Raw genomic sequence first — 20,043 nt, forward strand, 5'->3', positions numbered from 1 at the left:
TCCATCCCCATTCGCTATTCACTGCCCACTGTCCCGTACTCCCCTATTTCCTTACTCCCCTACTCCCCTACTCCCCTCTAACCAATCTTGTTCGGGATCCTGGCCTCTATCCTGCTGAAGGCGAAGACCAGAATGCCGGTTATCGTCATGTAGATCAGCGCCAGCAGCAGCAAGGGCTCGTAGGTGAGGTAGGTGTCCTGCCGTACTTTGGACGAAACGGCGAAGATGTCGATGACGCTGATCGTCGCCACCAGCGGCGTCGACTTCAATTGCAGCACGGTCTCGCCGGTCAGCGTCGGCAGCGCCCGGTAGAAGGCTTGCGGCAGCCAGATCCGCCGGAACGCCTTCCAGCGGCTCATGCCGAAGGCGCGGGCGGCTTCGAGTTGCCCCTTGGGCACGCCGGCGAAGGCGCCGCGCATCACCTCGCCCTCATAACCGGCGAACGACAGGGTCAGCGCCAGCACGCCATAGGGCCAGGCTTGCCGCAGATATGGCCACATCCAGGATTCGCGGATCCACGGATATTGCGGGAACAGCGAGCCCAGGCCGTAATAGAGCAGCCAGAGCTGGATCAGCAGCGGCGTGCCCCGGATCACCGTGCAGAACACCTTGGCGGGTGCGGCGAACCAGAACGAGCCGGCAGCCTGCGCCAGGCCAAGCGGGACGGCCAGCAGGAAGCCCAGCACGCAGGTGACGGCCAGGATCCACAGCGAGCGCCAGAGGCCGATCAAGCCCATTTCATAATATTGCGGCAGCCAGTCCCAGCGCATGAAAAAGGCGGCCGACAAAACAAGGCCCAGTGCGATCAGGATCAGCACGATGCGGTGCGGCTGCAGCCACAGCGACGTTCGCGCGACGACGTCGATGATGGTCGCCTCGTTGGCCATCAGCGCGCCTCCTTGAGCGAAGGCATGCCGCGCCGCGACCAGGTCTCGACCCGGCCGATAACGAGGTTGGAAAACAGCGACAAAAGCAGATAGAGCACGCCCGCCGCGAAAAAGAAGGTGAAATAGGCCTTGGTGACGCCCGCTGCCTGCCGCGTTGCCAGCGCCAGCTCGTAGAAGCCGACAACAGCCAATAGCGCGGTGTCCTTGGTGGCGATCAGCCAGAGATTGGCGAGGCCCGGAATAGCGAAGGGCAGCATTGACGGCAAGGTGATGCGCCGCAACATCAGGCCCGGAGACATTCCATAGGCGCGGGCGGCTTCGATCTGGCCCTGCGGAATGGCCAGGATCGCGCCGCGTATCACCTCTGTCGAATAGGCGCCCTGGACGAAGCCGAGCACGGCGATGCCGGCGGCAAGGCCGCTCACGTCGACGCGCTGATAACCCATGGCCGTCAGCGCCTGATTGATCAGGTCGGTGCCGGCGTAATACAGCAGCAGGATCAGCACCAGTTCGGGCACGGCGCGCACGATGGTGGTGTAAACCGCCAGGAGATCGCGCACCACCGGCCCGCCATAAAGCTTGCCATAGGCGCCGCCAGTGCCGATCAGAAGGCCGAGGCACGTGGCGCCCAGCGCGATCTCGATCGAATGCAGCAGCCCAACCAGAAGCGCCCCGCCCCAGCCTGGCGGGTAGGGCGAGAGAAGCTCGGTGATGCCGGCCGCGGAGGCCGAAAGAAGTGCGTCGATCAGCGTCGCCCCCGAAGTGCTGACTAAGCGCCGACGGCTGCGTCGGCGGCAAACATGCCTGGGAAAGATCGAGCAGGTGGGGCATGGCGCGACGCCACACCCCACAGCTCATACGAGGATCGTCAGTTCGACTGCGCGCCGCCGCCGCCGTAAATGTCGAAATCGAAGTATTTCTTCGAGATCTCGTCATATTTGCCGTTGGCGCGGATCGCCTTGATGCCGGCGTTGATTTTGCCCTTCAGTTCGGTGTCTTCCTTGCGCACGCCGGCGCCGACGCCCGGTCCGAGCACTTCGTCATCGGGAGCGACCATGCCCTTCAGGTCGCAGCAGGCTTTGCCCTGGTCGGATTTGAGGAATTCGCCAAGCGCGATGGAATCGGCCTGCACCGCGTCGAGACGGCCGGCGGCCAGATCGTTGTTGGCCTCGTCCTGGGTCTGGTATTCCTTGATCTCGGAGGCTGTGCTGCCAAAGTGCTTCTTGGCGTAGACAGCGTGCACCGTCGACACTTGCACGCCGACGATCTTGCCCTTGAGGTCGTCCGGAGCGGAGCCGAATTTCTGGTCCTTCGGGCCGATGATCGCGGTCGGCGTGTTATAGTACTTGTCCGAGAAATCGATCGTCTTCGCGCGTTCGGCGGTGATCGACATCGAGGAGACGATGAGGTCGATCTTCTTGGTCGTCAGAGCCGGGATGATGCCGTCCCAGGCAACCGGGGTGATAACGCAATCGAGCTTCTCCTCGGCGCAGACGGCGTCGATGAAGTCGATCTCCCAGCCGATCCATTTGCCCGAAGCATCGGGCGAGGTGAAGGGCGGATAAGGCTCGGCGGCGACGCCGATCTTGACCGGATCGGCCTTGGCCACGCCCATGGCGGCGACGCCGAGCAGCAGCGCTGCGGCAAATGTCTTCAGAACGGTCTTCATTTCATGACTCCCAGTTTGTTGTTGGTTCCCGGTTTTCTTCCGTCCCGGCTTGCCTAGCCGATGTTGCGGATGAACTGCTTCAGCCTTTCGGATTTCGGTGCGCCGAAGATCTGCTCCGGCGGCCCTTCTTCCTCGACCAGCCCGTTGTAGAGGTAGACGACATGGGTCGCGACCTCGCGGGCGAACTTCATCTCGTGGGTGACCAGCACCATGGTGCGGCCTTCGCGCGCCAGGTCGCCGATCACCTTCAGCACCTCGCCGACCAGTTCGGGATCGAGCGCGGAGGTGGGCTCGTCGAACAGCATGACGCGCGGATTGATGGCCAGCGCCCGGGCGATCGCGGCGCGCTGCTGCTGGCCGCCCGACAGATAGGCCGGATAGACGTCGCGCTTTTCAGCCAGACCGACACGGGCGAGCAGCTTCTCGGCCTCGCCGATCGCCACATCGCGCTTGACGCCAAGCACATGCACCGGAACCTCGATGACGTTTTCGATCAGCGTCATGTGGCTCCACAGGTTGAAGTTTTGGAACACCATGCCGAGCTTGGAGCGGATGCGCTCGATCTGCTTGCGGTCGGCCGGAATGGTGTGGCCGTGGCTGTCGGCCTTGAGCTTGATCTCCTCGCCATTGACGCGAATGATGCCGCTGGTCGGGTTTTCCAGGCAGTTGATGCAGCGCAGCAGGGTCGATTTGCCGGAGCCCGAGCCGCCGATGATGGCGATGACCTCGCCGTCGCGCGCCGACAGCGAGACGCCCTTCAGCACATGCAGCTCACCGAACTTCTTGTGCAGGTTCTCGACATGGATGGCTTCGGCGGCGCCGTCCTGCGCCTTGCCGGATCGGACTGCGGCAGCTTCCACCACGCTCACCGGGTGACCTCTATCGGGTCGGCTGCGGTTCGTCGAACGTGTATCCGGCTAATTAACATATACGCTGTACTGCCCCGCTCCAGACTTCAGCATGGACCCAACGGCGAGAGCCCGTCAATCCTGCTTATTACGGCACTTGCGAGCTTGTTGTGCAAGTGTATAAATAGCCTTCCATGAAATTTTCTCGATTTTTTTCAGCGAAAAAGGACTTCGATGAGCGCTTTCGGATCACAGTCCATGGCGGCGCCGCTGCGCCGCGTGCTGATGCGGTCGGCGGCCAACGCCATGCGCAATGCCGACAGGGCTGCCTGGCACTATGGCCCGGGATTCAATCCGGCGAAAGCGGCATCGCAGCACGCGCTCCTTGCTGAACTGGTGGCGGCTTCCGGTGCCGAAATCGAATGGATCGAGGACACGGCGGATGGACTTTCGGACTCGGTGTTCACGCACGACCCGTCGCTGATGACCGATCGCGGCGCGCTGATTCTGTCCATGGGCAAGCCGTTGCGCGCCAGGGAGCCCTCGCTGCATGAGGAAACCTACCGAAGGCTGGGCATTCCAATCCTGGGCCGCGTCGAGGTTCCTGGCCAGGTCGAAGGCGGTGATTGCGTATGGCTCGATGCCCGTACGCTGGTGATCGGGCGCGGTGTCCGCTCCAACCAGGAAGGCATCCAGCAGGTTTCCAACCTGCTGACGCCGCTGGGCGTTTCCGTCTACGGCTTTGATCTTCCGCTGTGGCAAGGCGAAGAAGCGTGCCTGCATCTGATGTCGGTGATCAGCCCGCTGGCCGACGACCTCGCATTGGTCCATTCACCGCTTTTGCCGGCCCCATTCTATCAGATGCTGAAGGCGCGTAACATCCGGCTGGTCGAAGGCGACGCCGAAGAGTTCGCGGCTTCCAACGGCCTTAGCCTGAACGTGCTGCCGACCAGCCCACACAAGATCATTGCCGTCGCGGGCTTTCCAAAGACCAAAGCCGCGATGGAAGCCGCCGGCTGCACGGTCGAAATCTTCGAGGCGGATGCGCTCTGCATCGCCTGCGAGGGCGGGCCGACATGCCTGACGCGACCGATCCTGCGCCAATGAATATGCCATCCCGCCGCAGGTTCCGTCGCGAGGGCGAGGAGCGGCGGCGGCAGGATCTGATCGAGGCCACTCTGGACAGCGTGGCGGAACATGGCCTGCAGGGCGCCACCTTGCGCACCATCGCATTGCGTGCCGGCGTCACCGCCGGGCTGATCCGGCACTATTTTCCCGGCAAGGAAGAATTGCTGCAGGAAGCCTATGCAGCGCTGATGGGCCGCATGACCGAGCAGGCGAAAGCGGCTTTGGTCATGGAGAATGCCTCGCCTCGCCAGCGCCTTGCGGCTTTCGTCACCGCCAACCTCAATGCGCCGATTATCGACGCGCGGGTGTTTTCGCTCTGGGCAACCTTCATCGGCCGCGCCAGAGCGGATCCGACCTTGGCCCACGCCCACCGCGAAGGCTACCTTGGTTTTCGCAATGAGGTGGAAGCGGTTGTGGCCGAGGTGCTCGCCGCCGAACGGCGCAAATCGGGCGCAAGCCAATTGCGCCACCATGCCATCGCGATTAATGCGATCATCGACGGACTCTGGATCGAAGGCTGCCTGGCCGGCGAGATGTTCTCGCCCGGCGAATTGGCGGCGATCGGCATCAAGGCCGTCGAGGCCGAACTAGGCCTCGCGCCGGAAGGGGAGGAAAACCAATGACGACACTCGGCGAAGCGCTCATTTCGCTGCTCGAAGCCCATGGCGTCGACACGGTCTTCGGGATTCCCGGCGTCCACACGGTAGAACTCTACCGCGGGCTAGCGCGCTCCAAGATCCGCCACGTCACGCCGCGTCACGAACAGGGCGCCGGCTTCATGGCCGATGGCTATGCGCGCGCCAGCGGCAGGCCGGGCGTCGCCTTCGTCATCACCGGACCGGGGCTGACCAACACCATCACCGCCATGGGGCAGGCACGTGCCGATTCGGTGCCGATGCTGGTGATCTCAGGCGTCAACGCCACGCCGACGCTGGGCAAGGGGCTGGGCCATCTGCACGAATTGCCGGATCAGCGCGGCATGATGGAGAAGGTGGCGCTGTTTTCGCAGCGCGTTACCGAGGCTGGCGAATTGCCCGGCGCGCTGGCGCAGGCCTTCGCCCTGTTTTCATCGGCCCGGCCCGGCCCGGTACATATCGAGATCCCGACCGACGTCATGGTCAAGCCGGCGGATGGCATCGCTGCCATGCTGAGCAATGTGACGCCGCCCGTGCCGGAAGGTGTCGCAATTGCCAACGCGGCCAAACTCATCAGTGCAGCGCGCCGCCCGCTGATCCTGGTCGGCGGCGGCGCCAAACGCGCCGAAGCGCCACTGCGGCGTCTGGCCGAACGGCTGGGGGCGCCGGTCGTCCAGACCACCAATGCGCGCGGCCTGCTGCATGGTCATCCGCTTTGCGTGCCGGCCAGTCCCAGCCTGAAGACAGTACGGGCGCTGATGGCCGACGCCGACCTGGTCATTGCCGCCGGCACCGAATTCGGCCCGACCGACTATGACGGCTACAGCGATGGCGGCTTCGTCGTGCCCGCCAACCTGATCCGCATCGATATCGGCGCGGACCAGCTTGCCCGCCGCCCGGCGACGGTTTCGATCCAGGCCGATTGCGCCGAGGCGCTCGAAGCACTGCTTCTGGAAACCCGCCATGTCCGGGCAAGCGAGGGCGGTTCGTCGCGCGCCGCTACTACACGCAAAGCAGCCTTTGCCGAGCTCAATCCGACACTGCAGGGGCAGGTGCGCGCCGTCGAGATGATCCGCGACGCTTTGCCGGGCGCGCTCATCGTCGGCGATTCGACGCAGCCGATCTATGCGGCCAACCTCTATTACGACCATGATCGGCCAGGCGGTTGGTTCAATGCCGCCACCGGCTTCGGCGCGCTTGGCTACGGCCCGCCGGCCGCAATTGGCGCGGCCCTTGCGATACCCGATGCGCCGGTCGTCTGCCTCACGGGTGACGGCGGCTTCCAGTTCACGCTGCCGGAACTGGGCGCCGCGCTCGACGCGCGGGTACCGGTCATCTTCGTCGTCTGGAACAACAGAGGCTACCGCGAGATCGAAACCTCGATGCTCGATGTCGGCGTCGAGCCGGTTGGCGTATCGCCGGCGCCGCCGGATTTCTGCAAGCTGGCCGAGGCTTATGACATCGGCGCCGAACGGCTTGCCGATATCGACGCTCTCGCGGACGCGCTGAAGCGCGCCCGGGCCACCGGACTGCCGCGCGTCATCGAAATCACAGTTGACTGAAGCGCGGGTTTCCCGTTTTGGCGGGCCACGGCTGAAGTGTCGGACGCATGCAAAGACGCGACAACTGCCATGTCGAGATGTCAATTGAGTGATGGCGCAAAAGGCGCGACGCTTCGCGTCGGCGGCACAGAAACGACCTAACGATAAAAAAATGACAGGAGCGTCCAAGATGACGGAAACACTTGAAGGCAAGCATATCGTCGTGACTGGTGGGACCGGTGCGCTCGGCGGTGCGGTTGTCGGCAAACTGCTGAGCGACGGCGCGATCTGCCATGTGCCCAATGCTCATGCCGCCGCCCCTACGCATTTCCCCTTTACCTCGCATGACCGTGTCCAGCTGGTGCACAACGTCGATCTCTCGGACCCCGCGAAGGTCGAAGCGTTCTATAGCCAGGTTCCGGGCCTTTGGGGCTCGATCCATCTGGCTGGCGGCTTCACCTCGGCGCCTGTTGAAAAGATCGAGTCGGCGTCCTTTGCCGAGATGATGGACACCAATGCGCGCACCGCCTTCCTGTGCTGCCGCGCCGCGATCCGCTCGATGCTGTCGTCGGACACGGCGGGCCGCATCGTCAACGTCACCGCGCGCGCCGGGCTCGATCCGCGGCGCGGCGCCGGCATGGTCGCTTACGCCGCCAGCAAGGCGGCGGTGGCAGCCATGACGGTGGCGATGGCCGAAGAGCTGAAGCACAAGGGCATCCTGGTCAATGCCGTGGCGCCGTCGACGCTAGATACGCCGGCAAACCGCGCCGATATGCCGGATGCCGATGTCACAAGATGGGTCAGCCTCGAAGCCGCCGCCGAGGCCATCGCCTATCTCGCCTCGCCGGCCAATCAGGCGATGAGCGGCACGCTGGTGCCGCTTTACGGCAGGGCGTAACTTTCCAACCTTTACCTAGGTCAAAGAAAAACCCCGCCGGATCGCTCCGGCGGGGTTTTGTTTTGGAGCCTGTGCGAAGGCTTCGCGGTGCGAAGACTTAGCTGCCCTGCTTCTTCAGCGCGGCACCCAGGATGTCGCCCAGCGAAGCGCCGGAGTCGGTCGAGCCGTACTGAGCGACCGCTTCCTTCTCTTCGGCGATTTCCAGCGCCTTGATCGAGACCTGCAGCTTGCGGGTCTTCTTGTCGAAGGCGATGACGCGGGCATCGACCTTCTGGCCGACGGTGAAGCGCTCGGGGCGCTGCTCGTCGCGGTCACGGCTCAGGTCGGAGCGCTTGATGAAGGTTTCGATACCGCTGTCGACCAGCCGCACTTCCAGACCGCCATCCTTGACGCCGATGACTTCGCAGGTGACGACCGCGTTCTTGCGCAGTTCGCCTGAAGTCGCCGCTTCGCCGACCGTATCCTTGGCCAGCTGCTTGATGCCGAGCGAGATGCGCTCCTTGTCGATGTCGACGTCGAGCACCTGCGCCTTGACCATGTCGCCGCGATTGTACTCTTCGATGACCTGCTCGCCCGGACGGGTCCAGTCGAGGTCGGAAAGGTGCACCATGCCGTCCACGTCGCCTTCGAGGCCGATGAACAGGCCGAACTCGGTCTTGTTCTTGACCTCGCCCTCGACCTGGCTGCCGACCGGATGGCTAGAGGCGAAAGCCTGCCACGGATTCTCGAGCGTCTGCTTGAGGCCGAGCGAGATGCGGCGCTTGGCCGGATCGACTTCGAGCACCACCACGTCGACTTCCTGGGTCGTCGACAGGATCTTGCCTGGATGCACGTTCTTCTTCGTCCACGACATTTCCGAAACGTGGATGAGACCCTCGATGCCCGGCTCCAGCTCGACGAACGCGCCGTAGTCGGTGATGTTGGTGACGGTGCCCTTGATCTTCTTGCCGATCGGGAACTTGGTGCCGATCTCGGACCACGGATCGCTCTCGAGCTGCTTCATGCCGAGCGAGATACGGTGGGTTTCCTGGTTGATGCGGATGATCTGCACCTTGACCGTCTGACCGATGTTGAGGATTTCGGTCGGATGGTTGACGCGGCGCCATGCCATGTCGGTGACATGCAGCAGGCCGTCGATGCCGCCGAGGTCGACGAACGCACCGTAATCGGTGATGTTCTTGACGACGCCTTCGACAACCTGGCCTTCTTCGAGGTTCTGCACGATTTCCGAACGCTGTTCGGCGCGGCTCTCTTCGAGCACGGTACGGCGAGACACCACGATGTTGCCGCGGCGGCGATCCATCTTGAGGATCTCGAAGGGCTGCGGGTTGTGCATCAGCGGGGAGACGTCGCGGATCGGGCGGATATCGACCTGGCTGCGCGGCAGGAAGGCCACGGCGCCGTCGAGGTCGACCGTGAAGCCGCCCTTGACCTGGTTGAAGATGACGCCTTCGACGCGCTCACCCTTGGTGAACTTCTCTTCGAGACGGACCCAGCTCTCTTCGCGACGGGCCTTCTCACGGGAAAGCATCGCTTCGCCAAGCGCGTTTTCAATGCGCTCGACATAGACTTCGACGGTGTCACCAACCTTGAGGGTAGTGTCCTTGCCCTTGACGCCAAATTCCTTCAGCGGCACGCGGCCTTCGACCTTGAGGCCGACGTCGATGATGGCCATGTCCTTTTCGATCGCGGTGATCGTGCCCTTGACGACCTGGCCTTCGCCGGAATGGCCTGTTGTAAATGATTCTTCGAGCAGGCTCGCGAAATCATCGCGAGTGGGATTTGCAGCTGACATTGTTTCTCCTGGAGTGCCCCGCATCTGGAAGCGGGACGGGCGCCGTGGGTTAGCGTTGCGTTGGCCTGCCGGCGTTCCGGGCTACAAAAGCCCTGGGCCGCTCTTTAAGCGGCAATTCCGGCGCATGAAGAATGCTGGCAGGCTGGTTCGTGCCCGATATGGGTATTTTCTTCGCCTCCGACAACGGAAAGACGAGGGAAAAACCCGGATCAGACCTAGTCTCTCTTGGCCAAGACGTCATCGATGATCGCCATGGCTGCAAGAAACGCGGCTTCTATAGCCATTTCGCTGGTATCAAGCAAGTGCGCGTCGGCGGCCGGCTTCAAAGGTGAGTCGGCACGGCCCATGTCGCGCTGGTCGCGGCGCATGATATCGGCGAGGATCTCGGTAAAATCAGCGGTCCCGCCGATGCTCTCGATCTCGGCCAGCCGGCGCTGTGCTCGCACCTCGGCGCTCGCCGTCACATAGAGTTTGATGTCGGCGTCGGGGCACACCACGGTGCCGATGTCGCGCCCGTCGAGCACCGCACCCGGCGGCGTCTTGGCGAAGTCGCGCTGCTTTTCGACGAGGATGCGCCGCACGGTCGGGTACACCGCGACCTTGGAGGCCGCCTCGCCGACCGCATGCGCCGACAAGACCGTCCGGTCGAGCTTTGCCAGATCGACCTGGCGGGCAGCGGTTTCAGCCGCCGAGACATTGTCGAGCGGCAGCGCGTGCTGGATGAGCGCATAGGCCACGGCACGGTAGGTGAGGCCGGTGTCGAGCAGGTTGAGGCGGTAGTGGTCGGCCAGCCGGCGGGCGAGGGTGCCCTTGCCGGCGCCGGCGGGGCCGTCGATGGCGATGGTGAAGACGTGTGTCATTGGCAGACCGCCGAAAGGGTTGGGCGCTGGCCTGCCAACGTACCAAGGCTATTGGTTGCCACGACCGTCACCCGATCTCCGCGCCCAGCGCCGTCATCAGCCCCATGAACTCCGGAAAGCTGGTCGCGATCATGGCGGCGTCGTCAATGGTCACCGGCTTTTCCGTCGCCAGCCCCATGACCAGAAAGCTCATGGCGATGCGGTGATCGAGGTGGGTCTGCACGGTGGTGTCCTTGCCATTGGGATGGCCGCCAAGGCCCTTGCCGCCCGGTTTGCCGCGCACGGCAAGCGAAGCTTCGCCCTCGGTGCAGTCGACGCCGTTGAGCGTCAGCCCGTTGGCGACGGCCGACAGCCGGTCGGATTCCTTCACCCGCAACTCCTCCAGCCCCTGCATCAGCGTTTCGCCCTCGGCGAAGCTCGCAGCGACCGCCAGCACCGGATACTCGTCGATCATCGACGGCGCCCGCTCGGGCGGCACGATGACGCCCTTGAGCTCGGAGTAACGTACCCGCAGGTCGGCGACATCCTCGCCGCCGGCATTGCGCCGGTTGAGGATGTCGATCTTGCCGCCCATCTCCTGCAGCGTCAAAAGCAGGCCGGTGCGGGTCGGGTTCATCAGTACGTTTTCGATCGTGATGTCCGAACCCGGCACGATCAGGGCGGCCACCAGCGGGAAACCGGCCGAGGACGGGTCGCCCGGCACGGCGATGGTCTGGCCGGTCAGCTTGCCCTGGCCTTCGATGAAAATGTGGCGCACGCCACGCTCGTCGGTTTCGACCGACAGATTGGCGCCAAACCCCTTCAGCATCTTTTCGGTGTGGTCGCGTGTCATCACCGGCTCGATCACCGTGGTGATGCCGGGCGTGTTGAGGCCGGCGAGCAGCACTGCGGACTTCACCTGCGCCGAGGCCATCGGCACGCGATAGGTGATCGGTGCGGCATGCTTGGGTCCATGCAGTGTGATCGGCATGCGGTCGCCCGGCGTCGCCTTCAGCACCTGCACGCCCATCTGGCGCAAGGGTTCCAGCACACGGCCCATCGGCCGGCCCGACAGCGAGGCATCGCCGATGAAGGTCGTCTCCATGTCATAGGTGCCGACAAGGCCCATGGTCAGCCGCGAGCCGGTGCCGGCATTGCCGAAATCGAGCGGGCCTTCCGGCTGCAGCAGCGCGCCGTTGCCGGTGCCGCGGATCACCCACTCGTCGCCGTTCTTCTCGATATGCGCGCCCATTGCCTTCATGGCCGCGCCCGTGCGCATCACGTCCTCGCCTTCGAGCAGGCCGGTGATGCGGGTCTCGCCGGAGGCGAGGCCGCCGAACATGAAGGAACGGTGCGAGATCGACTTGTCGCCCGGCACGCGCGCGATGCCGGAAAGGGCTGGGGATTGGCGGGCGGTGGCCGGCTTGGGGGCGGCGGCGTGAGACATGGAATTTCCCTGGACGGAATGCCGGCGGGCCGGCGCTTTTCATTTGTTGCGGCGGTCTCGTACCACGGTGGGCCGAAATGGTCATCCCCATGGTCGTCACTTCACGCGAGGCCTTTCAATGCATGGTTTTGTGACGCCGGCTTTTCGCTTTGACAGCGCTGCAAACTGTGGTTAAGGGGACCACTCTTTTATTGACGAGGCTTGCCGTGGCAAAAACCGAACTTGGCACAAAACGTATCGACCCGGAGACGGGCCGAAAATTCTACGACCTGAACAAGGACCCGATCGTCTCGCCCTACACCGGCAAGACCTATCCGCGTTCCTATTTCGAGGAAGGCAAGATTGCCGCTCTCGAGGAGGAAGAGGAAGTGGCCGAGAAGGAAGTGGACGCCGAGGAAGAAGAAGGCGTTGAGGTCGTCTCGCTCGAAGAGGCTGATGAGGACGTCAAGGGCGACGACCTGCCGGATCTTGGCGACGACGAGGACGACGTCGATCTCGGCGACGACGAGGATGACACCTTCCTCGCCGACGAAGAGGAAGAAGATGACGACGTTGCCGACATGATCGGCGTCGGCGACGACGACGACGAGGTCTGATCGGCCTTGAAAGCGGGCGTTTGCGGGCTTTCGAGGCCTGTGAAGAAAAAGCGACTCTCGAAGGCTTGATATCTGAGAAGGGCGGGGTTAGAAGCCGCCTGCACTAACGGCGCGGTCTCCAACCCGCGCCGGATCTCTTCGCCGGAAACGGCGCCGGTTGACTGCCGGAAGTGGGGCCATAGCTCAGTTGGGAGAGCGCTTGAATGGCATTCAAGAGGTCGTCGGTTCGATCCCGATTGGCTCCACCAAACAGTCCCTCTGCAATTCGCAGCCGATGAATGTGCCGCACTGCGGTCATCTGCGTTTGATGGTCAATTCGGCAACGCCGCTGAAAGCCCCTCGATCAAACCGAACGAACGAGCCATTTCTCGAGAGCAACTGCTCGCCGGACAAAGTCTTCATTATTCCTGGAGTGCTTGGAGTCTGAAAGCCAGCCCGGATCACCACTCGGCGAAGGAACCGTCCTTGTGGCGCCAGATCGGGTTGCGCCAGCGGTGGCCTTCCCTGGCGCGTTCCTTGACATAATCCTCGTCGATCTCGACACCCAGGCCCGGGCCGTCGGGAATGGCGACATAACCATCCTCGTAGCGGAAGACATCCTTGTTGGCGGCATAGTCGAGCAGGTCGTTGGCGGCGTTGTAGTGGATGCCGAGGCTCTGCTCCTGGATGAAGCAGTTGTAGCTGACCGCGTCGAGCTGCAGGCACGCGGCAAGCGCGATCGGCCCGAGCGGGCAATGCGGCGCGACCGCGACATCATAGGCTTCCGCCATCGCCGCGATCTTGCGGCATTCTGTGATGCCGCCGGCATGCGACAGGTCGGGCTGGATGATGTCGACGACGCCTTCCTCGAACACGGACTTGAAGTCCCAGCGGCTATAGAGCCGCTCGCCGAGCGCGATCGGTGTCGAGCCAAGCGCGGCGATCTCCTTCAGCGCCTCGCGGTTTTCGCTGAGCACCGGCTCCTCGATGAACATCAGCCTATAGGGTTCGAGTTCCTTGACGAGCGCACGCGCCATCGGCCGGTGCACGCGGCCATGAAAATCGACAGCGATGCCGATGTTGGGCCCGACGGCCTCGCGCACCATGGCGACGCGTTCGACAGCGGCGTCGATCTTGTCATGGCTGTCGACGATCTGCAGTTCTTCGGTACCGTTCATCTTGAGCGCCAGGAAACCGCGCGCAACCATTTCCCTGGCGCCGGCCGCGACCTCCGCCGGGCGGTCGCCGCCGATCCAGGAATAGACCTTGATCGAGTCGCGCAGCTTGCCGCCGAGCAGTTCGTGCACGGGCACGCCGAGCGCCTTGCCCTTGATGTCCCACAGTGCCTGGTCGATGCCGGCAATGGCGCTCATCAGGATCGGGCCGCCGCGGTAGAAACCGCCGCGGTGCATCACCGTCCAGTGGTCCTCGATCAGGCGCGGATCCTTGCCGATGAGATAATCGCCAAGCTCCTTGACCGCCGCCTCGACGGTCAGCGCCCGGCCTTCGACGACCGGCTCGCCCCAGCCGGTGACGCCGGCATCGGTTTCGATCTTCAGGAACAGCCAGCGCGGCGGAACGATGTAGGTGGTGAGCGAGATGATTTTCATGCGCAGTCTCAGTTGCTCTTGAGTTTCTTGGCGCTGACGAGGTCGCGCGCCGCGAGGTCGAGGATCTTGTTTGCCGCGCCACGCGCGGCATCGGCATTGCGCATACGCAGCGCCTCGACCACCTCGCGGTGCGCCGCCACGGCCTCCATGCGCCGGTCGAGCGAAATCACCGCCGTCGCCTCCAGCGAGAATTTCAGCCCGGTGTCGATGAGATTGCCGATCTGGCGAAAGATCGGGTTATGGCTCGCGGCATAGACGATCTGGTGGAAAGCGATGTCACTGCGCGAGAAGGCGGCGAGATCCTCGCCGGCGCCGGCCATGCCGCGCCAGGTGGCTTCGAGATCGGCGATTTCCTGCAGCGTCGCGCGCGTGGCGGCGAGTTCGGCAACCAGCGGCTCGATGGCCCGGCGAGTCTCAAGAATGGCGTCGAAGAGCTTGTCGTCCAGTGCATGCGGCGCGTGCCAGGCCAGCACCTGCGGGTCGATGATGTTCCAGTCGTCCTCGTTGCAGACGATCGTGCCGACGCGTGGCCGCGACAGCACCAGCCCTTTTGCCGCCAACACTTTCAGGGCCTCACGGATGACGGTGCGGCTGACGCTGTATTCGACGCCGAGCTCGTTTTCGGTCGGCAGTGAGGAGCCGGCCGGATAGCGCCCGGAAAAGATGTCCGAGGCAATCGCCTTGGTCACGTCGGGCATGACACGCGGGCGGCGAGTGGTTGTGTCGCCTTGCGGTTTCTTCAAAGTCCCGGTCACCTCAGCCCTCCTCCAAGGCGGCGAACCGCTGGTTTCGCACAACCGGTCCGGCCTTAACGGATGCGGATCAATTGCGCCAGCGATCGCTGGTCAGAGCATGTACATTAATTATCATACCAGATCAATTGACGAGTATGATAAAAGCGATTAGAGACTCCGGCATCCGGGCTGAGCGCCCGGTCTATCGCTGGGAGGTAATCATGCGACTTTTGAAGACCGCGCTCGTCGCGGGCGCGCTTGCCGTGCTGTCCGTCACGACCATCGCTGCATATGCTCAGGACACCAAGATCGGCTTCATCGTCAAACAGCCCGAGGAGCCGTGGTTCCAGGACGAATGGAAGTTCGCTGACCAGGCCGCCAAGGAAAAGGGCTTTACCCTGGTCAAGATCGGCGCCGAAGACGGTGAGAAGCTGATGTCGGCCATCGACAATCTCGGCGCGCAGGGCGCGCAGGGTTTCATCGTCTGCACGCCCGACGTGAAGCTCGGCCCCGGCATCGTCGCCAAGGCCGCCGCCAACAATCTCAAGCTGATGACTGTCGATGACCGCCTGGTCGGCGCCGACGGCAAGGCGCTGGAAGACGTGCCGCATATGGGCATCTCGGCAACCAAGATCGGCGAGGCGGTTGGCCAGGCGATCGTCGACGAGATGAAGGCGCGCGGCTGGAAGGCCGACGAGGTCGGCGCCATCCGCGTCTCCTATGACCAACTGCCGACCGCCGTCGACCGCGTCGAAGGCGCCATCTCGGTGCTCAAGGCAAACGGCTTCAAGGCCGAGAACATTTTTGACGCCCCTCAGGCCAAGACCGATACGGAAGCTGCCCTCAATGCGGCGACCGTCGTGCTCAACGCCCATGCCGAGATCAAGAAGTGGGTTTCTTTCGGCCTCAACGACGAAGCGGTGCTGGGTGCGGTGCGTGCCTCCGAAAGCGTCGGCATCCCCGCTGATAGCGTGATCGGCGTTGGCATTGGCGGCGCGGATTCGGCGATCAACGAGTTCAAGAAGCCGACGGCCACCGGCTTCGTCGGCACCGTGATCATCTCGCCGAAGCGTCATGGCTACGAAACGGCGCTCAACATGTATGACTGGGTTGCCAGCAACAAGGAGCCGGAGAAGTTGATCCTGACTTCCGGTGCACTCGCCAAGCGCGACGACTACCAGAAGGTCCGCCAGGGCCTCGGCATCGAATAATCCTCCCTGTACAAACAGGCGGCGGCTCATCCCGCCGCCTGTTTGCCATTCCATAAGAGGATCGCTGCCCGTGTCCTTTCTCGACTTCTCGCACATCACCAAGACCTATCCGGGCGTCAAGGCGCTGTCGGACGTCTCGTTCGGCGTCGACAAAGGCGCCGTGCACGGCCTGATGGGCGAGAACGGCGCCGGCAAATCCACCCTGATCAAGATACTGTCCGGCGACCAGCATGCCGATCAGGGCGAGATCCGCATCGACGGCAGGGTTCAGGCCTATACGTCGACCCGGGATGCCTTCGACAATGGCGTCATCGTCATTCATCAGGAACTGCAGCTGGTTCCTGAACTCACCGTTGCCGAAAATCTCAGCCTCGGTCGTTTCCCTGCCAACGCCGGCATCATCGCCGGCCGCCGGATGCTGGACGACGTCGGCGCCAAGCTGAAATCGGCCGGCATCGACATCGACATGCGCCGCAAGGTCAAGACGCTGTCCATCGGCGAACGCCAGATGGTCGAGATCGCCAAGGCGATCATGCTCGACGCACGCGTTATCGCGCTGGACGAACCGACCTCGTCGCTGTCCTCGCGCGAAAGCGAAATCCTGTTTGCCCTGATCGACCGCCTGCGCGGCGAGGGCAAGGTCATCATCTACGTCTCGCACAGGCTCGACGAAGTGTTCCGGCTCTGCGACAGCCTGACCGTGCTGCGCGACGGCAAGCTGGCGGCGCACCATGCGTCGCTGAAAGGCGTCACCCGCGACCAGGTCGTCGCCGAAATGGTCGGCCGCGAGATTTCGGATATCTGGGGTTTTCGCGCACGAAAAACGGGCGATGTCCGCCTGAAGGTCGACGCTCTCAGCGGCCCCAAACTGAAGACGCCGGCCAGTTTCGAGGCGAGGGCAGGCGAGATCGTCGGCTTCTTCGGCCTGATCGGCGCCGGGCGCTCGGAACTGATGCGTCTGGTCTATGGCGCCGATCCGCGCTCGGGCGGCACCATCACCGTCGATGGCAAGCTGGTCCCTGCCACCGATCCGCGTGGTACGATCCGGGCCGGCATCGTGCTGTGTTCGGAGGACCGCAAGCATGACGGCATCATCCAGGGCCGCTCGGTCGAGGAGAACATCAACATCTCGTCGCGGCGCCATCACACGCGCTTCGGCGTGTTGAACCGCGCCAGCGAGATCGCCACCGCCGAAACCTTCATCAAGAAGCTCAAGGTGCGCACGCCGTCGCGCAAGCAGGACATCATCAACCTCTCCGGCGGCAACCAGCAGAAGGTCATTCTTGGCCGCTGGCTGTCCGAACAAGGGGTGCGGGTTCTCATTGTCGACGAGCCGACGCGCGGCATCGACGTCGGTGCCAAATCGGAAATCTATGAACTGCTCTACCAGCTTGCGCAGGACGGCATGGCGATCGTTGTCGTCTCGTCCGAACTGCCGGAGGTGATGGGCATCTGCGATCGCATTCTGGTGATGTGCGGCGGCCGCGTCAGCGCCGAGCTCACCCGCGACCAGTTCGCCGAAAGGGCGATCCTGGCCGCCGCTCTCCCCGATCAGAAAACCCCCGACGCGATCGCATCTTGAGGACTTTTGGCATGACCGACCAGTTGAAAAAAATCCTGCTCGGCGAACAGGGCCTCGTCGTCATCTTTGTCGTCGCCTTCGCGCTGGTCTCGGCTCTGGTGCCGAATTTCCTCACCGACCGCAACATGCTCGGCCTGCTGCAGTCGGTGGTCACCGTCGGTATCGTCGCCTGCACCATGATGTTCTGCCTTGCCGCACGCGACTTCGACCTGTCGGTCGGCTCCATCGTCGCCTTTGCCGGCATGGTCGCTGTGATGGCGTCGAATTACACCGGCTCGATCCTGCTTGGCCTCTTGGCGGCAATTGCCAGCGGCGCCTTCGTCGGCTTCATCAACGGCATCGTCATCGCCAAATTCCGCATCAACGCGCTGATCACGACGCTGGCCACCATGCAGATCGTGCGCGGGTTTGCGCTGATTGCTTCCGACGGCCGCGCCGTCGGCATCAACAGCCCGGATTTCTACCAGCTCGCGCTGTCCAAACTGCTCGGCATTCCGACGCCGGTCTGGGTGCTCGCCATCCTGTTTTGCATCTTCGGCTTCGTCCTCAACCGCACCGTCTTCGGCAAGAACACATTGGCCATCGGCGGCAATCCGGAGGCTTCGCGCCTTGCCGGCGTCAATGTCGACCGGACGCGCATCTGGATTTTTGCGCTGCAAGGCGTCGTCTGCGGCATCGCCGGCATCCTGCTGGCGTCGCGCATCACCTCGGGCCAGCCCAACGCGGCGGTCGGACTGGAACTCTCGGTCATCTCGGCCTGTGTGCTCGGCGGCGTCTCGCTTGCCGGCGGCCGCGCCACCATGTCGGGCGTCATCGTCGGCGTGCTGATCATGGGCATCGCCGAGAACGCCATGAACCTGCTCAACATCCCGGCCTTTTACCAGTACATCGTGCGCGGCGTTATTTTGCTCCTGGCCGTGCTGCTCGACAATCTGCGCTCGTCGGCTTTGGGCCGGCGTTGAGTCGGGGCAGGGCATGTCGGCTGGAATACTACTGGAAAGCAATCGGCTGTGCGTCGAGATCAGCCCCTCTGGCAGCGCAATCGTCAACGGCCATACGGCCGACGGGGTGCCATTCCTGCGTCCCTACCAAGGCGAGGCCGAGTTCGACGTTGTGCACTGCGCTTGCTTTCCGATGGTGCCGATCGGCAATCGCGTCGAGGGCAATGCGTTTTCCTGCGGCGGTCAAAACTTCACGCTGGCGCCCAACACGACTGATCCTTTCTATATTCACGGTGACGGCTGGCAGGCGAACTGGAAGGTCGAGGAGCATCGCGTCGACCGCCTCGATTTGGCCTTCGATCATCCGCGCGGCGTCGACTCGCCCTATGCCTACCATGCGCGACAGTCGTTCCGGCTCGCCGGCGCGCGGCTGGAACTCCGGCTTGCCGTCGAAAATACCGGCGTCATTCCACTGCCATTCGGCCTCGGTTTCCATCCATTCTTTCCGCGCACGCCGCGGACGACCTTGTTTGCGCCGGCCGAAACCTGGTGGACAGAGCGCGACGGGCACCTTCCAGCGTCCAGGAGCGCCATTGCCGACGATGTCGATTTCTCAACGCCGCGCCATTTGCCCGACCGTTGGCTGAACAATGGCTTCGAAGGGTGGAGCGGCATCGCGCGCATCATCTGGCCGGAGCATTGTCTGGGGATCGACATCGAGGCGGACGCGGAACTCGACCGCTACATGCTCTTTGCGCCGGACACGGACCGAAGCTTCTTCTGCCTCGAGCCGATGAGCCATACCCCAAATGCGTTGAAGCATTTCGATGCCGACCCAATGGGGATCAAGGTACTTTCCCCCGGCGAGGTTCTCAGAGCAAGATTCGCAATGACCGTCTTCGACTGGAGCGACAACCATGGCTGAGCGCCTTTCCGGCAAACGCATCTTCCTGACCGGCGCCGCGCAAGGCATCGGGCTGGCGATCGCCGGGGCCTGCCTTGCCGAAGGCGCAAGACTGTTCCTGGTCGACCGCGACGGCGCACTGCTGGACAAGACCGTCGCGGGCCTCGCCGTGCCGCGCGGCCTTGTCGGGCATGCGGCAGCCGACATCAGCGACGGTGCCGCAATTGCCGCTGCCGTCAGCCAAGCGGCCGCCGAGATCGGCCCCATCAACGCGCTGATCAACAATGCCGGGGTCAATGTGTTCTCGACGCCGCTCGAGGCGACCGAGGAGGAATGGAACCGCAACTTCGACGTCAACGTCAAGGGCGCCTGGAATTGCAGCAAGGCGGTGTTGCCGGGTATGATCGCGAGCGGCGGCGGCGCCATCCTCAACATCGCCTCGACACACAGCTTCACCATCATCCCACACACCTTTCCCTATCCGGTCGCCAAGCACGCGCTGCTCGGCCTGACTAAATCGCTGGCGCTCGAATATGCGGTGCAAGGCGTGCGCGTGAACGCGCTGGCGCCCGGCTATGTCGAAACCCAGAAGGCGATCGACTACTGGAACAGCTTTGCCGATCCGGCCACAGCACGCGCCAACACCATGGCGCTACATCCTGGCGGCCGCATCGCCACGGCGCGCGAGATTGCGCTGGCTGCGGTGTTCATGATTTCCGACGAGTGCCCGTTCATGAATGCGGCCACGCTCGTCGTAGATGGTGGGCTGAGCCAGCTCCAGCATCCAGCCTGAATTCCG

At 63.5% G+C, this 20,043-nt stretch carries 19 protein-coding genes and 1 tRNA gene; 11 read left to right on the plus strand and 9 right to left on the minus strand.

Annotation, left to right across the window (positions count from 1 at the left end; all coding sequences use genetic code 11):
* Nucleotides 1–77: 77 nt before the first annotated feature.
* The 4 genes from AC0L2D_RS05980 to AC0L2D_RS05995 form a co-directional block, all read right to left on the minus strand.
* On the minus strand, nt 78–887 hold the full coding sequence (locus AC0L2D_RS05980) for an ABC transporter permease (RefSeq protein ID WP_473540588.1): 810 nt from the start codon (nt 885–887) through the stop codon (nt 78–80).
* A complete protein-coding gene (locus AC0L2D_RS05985; RefSeq protein WP_196815384.1) occupies nt 887–1,600 on the minus strand; it encodes an ABC transporter permease in 714 nt (237 codons plus the stop codon). Before AC0L2D_RS05985 ends, AC0L2D_RS05980 begins: the two co-directional genes overlap by 1 nt.
* A gap of 155 nt (nt 1,601–1,755) precedes the next feature.
* Complete coding sequence (locus AC0L2D_RS05990; protein WP_224618378.1) at nt 1,756–2,556, minus strand: transporter substrate-binding domain-containing protein; 801 nt, start codon at nt 2,554–2,556, stop codon at nt 1,756–1,758.
* A gap of 53 nt (nt 2,557–2,609) precedes the next feature.
* On the minus strand, nt 2,610–3,425 hold the full coding sequence (locus AC0L2D_RS05995) for an ABC transporter ATP-binding protein (RefSeq protein ID WP_013528188.1): 816 nt from the start codon (nt 3,423–3,425) through the stop codon (nt 2,610–2,612).
* A 213-nt stretch (nt 3,426–3,638) separates the two neighbouring features.
* Between AC0L2D_RS05995 and AC0L2D_RS06000 the strand changes: the two genes are divergently transcribed.
* The 4 genes from AC0L2D_RS06000 to AC0L2D_RS06015 all read left to right on the plus strand — a co-directional run bounded on the left by AC0L2D_RS06000 (nt 3,639) and on the right by AC0L2D_RS06015 (nt 7,606).
* Nucleotides 3,639–4,511 (plus strand): dimethylarginine dimethylaminohydrolase family protein, encoded by an 873-nt coding sequence (locus AC0L2D_RS06000; protein WP_024501898.1) that lies wholly within the window; start codon nt 3,639–3,641, stop codon nt 4,509–4,511.
* Complete coding sequence (locus AC0L2D_RS06005; RefSeq protein ID WP_473540589.1) at nt 4,508–5,155, plus strand: TetR family transcriptional regulator C-terminal domain-containing protein; 648 nt, start codon at nt 4,508–4,510, stop codon at nt 5,153–5,155. Before AC0L2D_RS06000 ends, AC0L2D_RS06005 begins: the two co-directional genes overlap by 4 nt.
* The gene (locus AC0L2D_RS06010; RefSeq protein ID WP_473540590.1) at nt 5,152–6,729 is read left to right on the plus strand and encodes a 5-guanidino-2-oxopentanoate decarboxylase; all 1,578 of its coding nucleotides are present in this window, start codon (nt 5,152–5,154) and stop codon (nt 6,727–6,729) included. The genes AC0L2D_RS06005 and AC0L2D_RS06010 overlap by 4 nt, the downstream gene beginning before the upstream one ends.
* Before the next feature lie 169 nt (nt 6,730–6,898).
* On the plus strand, nt 6,899–7,606 hold the full coding sequence (locus AC0L2D_RS06015) for an SDR family NAD(P)-dependent oxidoreductase (RefSeq protein ID WP_063171055.1): 708 nt from the start codon (nt 6,899–6,901) through the stop codon (nt 7,604–7,606).
* 97 nt (nt 7,607–7,703) lie between these two features.
* Here the strand turns inward: AC0L2D_RS06015 and rpsA are convergent, their stop codons facing one another.
* The 3 genes from rpsA to aroA all read right to left on the minus strand — a co-directional run bounded on the left by rpsA (nt 7,704) and on the right by aroA (nt 11,687).
* Nucleotides 7,704–9,401, minus strand: a complete 1,698-nt coding sequence (gene rpsA, locus AC0L2D_RS06020; RefSeq protein WP_013528183.1) for a 30S ribosomal protein S1 — start codon at nt 9,399–9,401, stop codon at nt 7,704–7,706.
* 215 nt (nt 9,402–9,616) lie between these two features.
* A complete protein-coding gene (gene cmk, locus AC0L2D_RS06025; protein ID WP_032898722.1) occupies nt 9,617–10,261 on the minus strand; it encodes a (d)CMP kinase in 645 nt (214 codons plus the stop codon).
* 67 nt (nt 10,262–10,328) lie between these two features.
* Entirely contained in the window at nt 10,329–11,687 is a 1,359-nt protein-coding gene (gene aroA, locus AC0L2D_RS06030; protein WP_027164217.1) for a 3-phosphoshikimate 1-carboxyvinyltransferase, read from the minus strand.
* Nucleotides 11,688–11,893: 206 nt separating this feature from the next.
* Between aroA and AC0L2D_RS06035 the strand changes: the two genes are divergently transcribed.
* The gene (locus tag AC0L2D_RS06035) at nt 11,894–12,283 is read left to right on the plus strand and encodes a TIGR02300 family protein (protein WP_013528180.1); all 390 of its coding nucleotides are present in this window, start codon (nt 11,894–11,896) and stop codon (nt 12,281–12,283) included.
* A gap of 172 nt (nt 12,284–12,455) precedes the next feature.
* A tRNA-Ala gene (locus tag AC0L2D_RS06040) sits at nt 12,456–12,531 on the plus strand.
* 192 nt (nt 12,532–12,723) lie between these two features.
* On the opposite strand, the gene dgoD is transcribed toward AC0L2D_RS06040, so the two are convergent.
* Nucleotides 12,724–13,872: a galactonate dehydratase gene (dgoD, locus tag AC0L2D_RS06045; protein WP_024501895.1), complete on the minus strand. Its 1,149-nt coding sequence runs from the start codon at nt 13,870–13,872 to the stop codon at nt 12,724–12,726.
* 8 nt (nt 13,873–13,880) lie between these two features.
* The gene (locus AC0L2D_RS06050; RefSeq protein ID WP_050596413.1) at nt 13,881–14,570 is read right to left on the minus strand and encodes a FadR/GntR family transcriptional regulator; all 690 of its coding nucleotides are present in this window, start codon (nt 14,568–14,570) and stop codon (nt 13,881–13,883) included.
* A 257-nt stretch (nt 14,571–14,827) separates the two neighbouring features.
* Between AC0L2D_RS06050 and AC0L2D_RS06055 the strand changes: the two genes are divergently transcribed.
* From AC0L2D_RS06055 to AC0L2D_RS06075, 5 genes are all read left to right on the plus strand, one after another.
* Nucleotides 14,828–15,817: an arabinose ABC transporter substrate-binding protein gene (locus tag AC0L2D_RS06055; protein ID WP_024501894.1), complete on the plus strand. Its 990-nt coding sequence runs from the start codon at nt 14,828–14,830 to the stop codon at nt 15,815–15,817.
* A 70-nt stretch (nt 15,818–15,887) separates the two neighbouring features.
* Nucleotides 15,888–17,399 carry an L-arabinose ABC transporter ATP-binding protein AraG gene (araG, locus tag AC0L2D_RS06060; protein WP_027164219.1) on the plus strand — a complete coding sequence of 504 codons (1,512 nt, stop codon included), beginning with the start codon at nt 15,888–15,890 and terminating at the stop codon, nt 17,397–17,399.
* An 11-nt stretch (nt 17,400–17,410) separates the two neighbouring features.
* Complete coding sequence (araH, locus tag AC0L2D_RS06065; protein WP_063171058.1) at nt 17,411–18,361, plus strand: L-arabinose ABC transporter permease AraH; 951 nt, start codon at nt 17,411–17,413, stop codon at nt 18,359–18,361.
* A 13-nt stretch (nt 18,362–18,374) separates the two neighbouring features.
* Entirely contained in the window at nt 18,375–19,265 is an 891-nt protein-coding gene (locus AC0L2D_RS06070; RefSeq protein WP_063171059.1) for an aldose 1-epimerase, read from the plus strand.
* On the plus strand, nt 19,258–20,037 hold the full coding sequence (locus AC0L2D_RS06075) for an SDR family oxidoreductase (RefSeq protein ID WP_473540591.1): 780 nt from the start codon (nt 19,258–19,260) through the stop codon (nt 20,035–20,037). Before AC0L2D_RS06070 ends, AC0L2D_RS06075 begins: the two co-directional genes overlap by 8 nt.
* Nucleotides 20,038–20,043 lie beyond the last annotated feature (6 nt).

Source organism: Mesorhizobium sp. WSM4833, assembly GCF_055811095.1.

Bases quoted from the DNA above. Each gene is read 5' to 3' on its own strand.
- AC0L2D_RS06010 (WP_473540590.1), top strand. From the start codon at position 5,152: ATGACGACACTCGGCGAAGCGCTCATTTCGCTGCTCGAAGCCCATGGC.
- AC0L2D_RS06015 (WP_063171055.1), top strand. From the start codon at position 6,899: ATGACGGAAACACTTGAAGGCAAGCATATCGTCGTGACTGGTGGGACC.
- AC0L2D_RS05980 (WP_473540588.1), bottom strand. From the start codon at position 887: ATGGCCAACGAGGCGACCATCATCGACGTCGTCGCGCGAACGTCGCTG.
- AC0L2D_RS06070 (WP_063171059.1), top strand. From the start codon at position 18,375: ATGTCGGCTGGAATACTACTGGAAAGCAATCGGCTGTGCGTCGAGATC.
- AC0L2D_RS05990 (WP_224618378.1), bottom strand. From the start codon at position 2,556: ATGAAGACCGTTCTGAAGACATTTGCCGCAGCGCTGCTGCTCGGCGTC.
- AC0L2D_RS06075 (WP_473540591.1), top strand. From the start codon at position 19,258: ATGGCTGAGCGCCTTTCCGGCAAACGCATCTTCCTGACCGGCGCCGCG.
- araH (WP_063171058.1), top strand. From the start codon at position 17,411: ATGACCGACCAGTTGAAAAAAATCCTGCTCGGCGAACAGGGCCTCGTC.
- aroA (WP_027164217.1), bottom strand. From the start codon at position 11,687: ATGTCTCACGCCGCCGCCCCCAAGCCGGCCACCGCCCGCCAATCCCCA.
- dgoD (WP_024501895.1), bottom strand. From the start codon at position 13,872: ATGAAAATCATCTCGCTCACCACCTACATCGTTCCGCCGCGCTGGCTG.
- AC0L2D_RS06055 (WP_024501894.1), top strand. From the start codon at position 14,828: ATGCGACTTTTGAAGACCGCGCTCGTCGCGGGCGCGCTTGCCGTGCTG.
- AC0L2D_RS06000 (WP_024501898.1), top strand. From the start codon at position 3,639: ATGAGCGCTTTCGGATCACAGTCCATGGCGGCGCCGCTGCGCCGCGTG.
- AC0L2D_RS06050 (WP_050596413.1), bottom strand. From the start codon at position 14,570: ATGCCCGACGTGACCAAGGCGATTGCCTCGGACATCTTTTCCGGGCGC.
- rpsA (WP_013528183.1), bottom strand. From the start codon at position 9,401: ATGTCAGCTGCAAATCCCACTCGCGATGATTTCGCGAGCCTGCTCGAA.
- cmk (WP_032898722.1), bottom strand. From the start codon at position 10,261: ATGACACACGTCTTCACCATCGCCATCGACGGCCCCGCCGGCGCCGGC.
- AC0L2D_RS06005 (WP_473540589.1), top strand. From the start codon at position 4,508: ATGAATATGCCATCCCGCCGCAGGTTCCGTCGCGAGGGCGAGGAGCGG.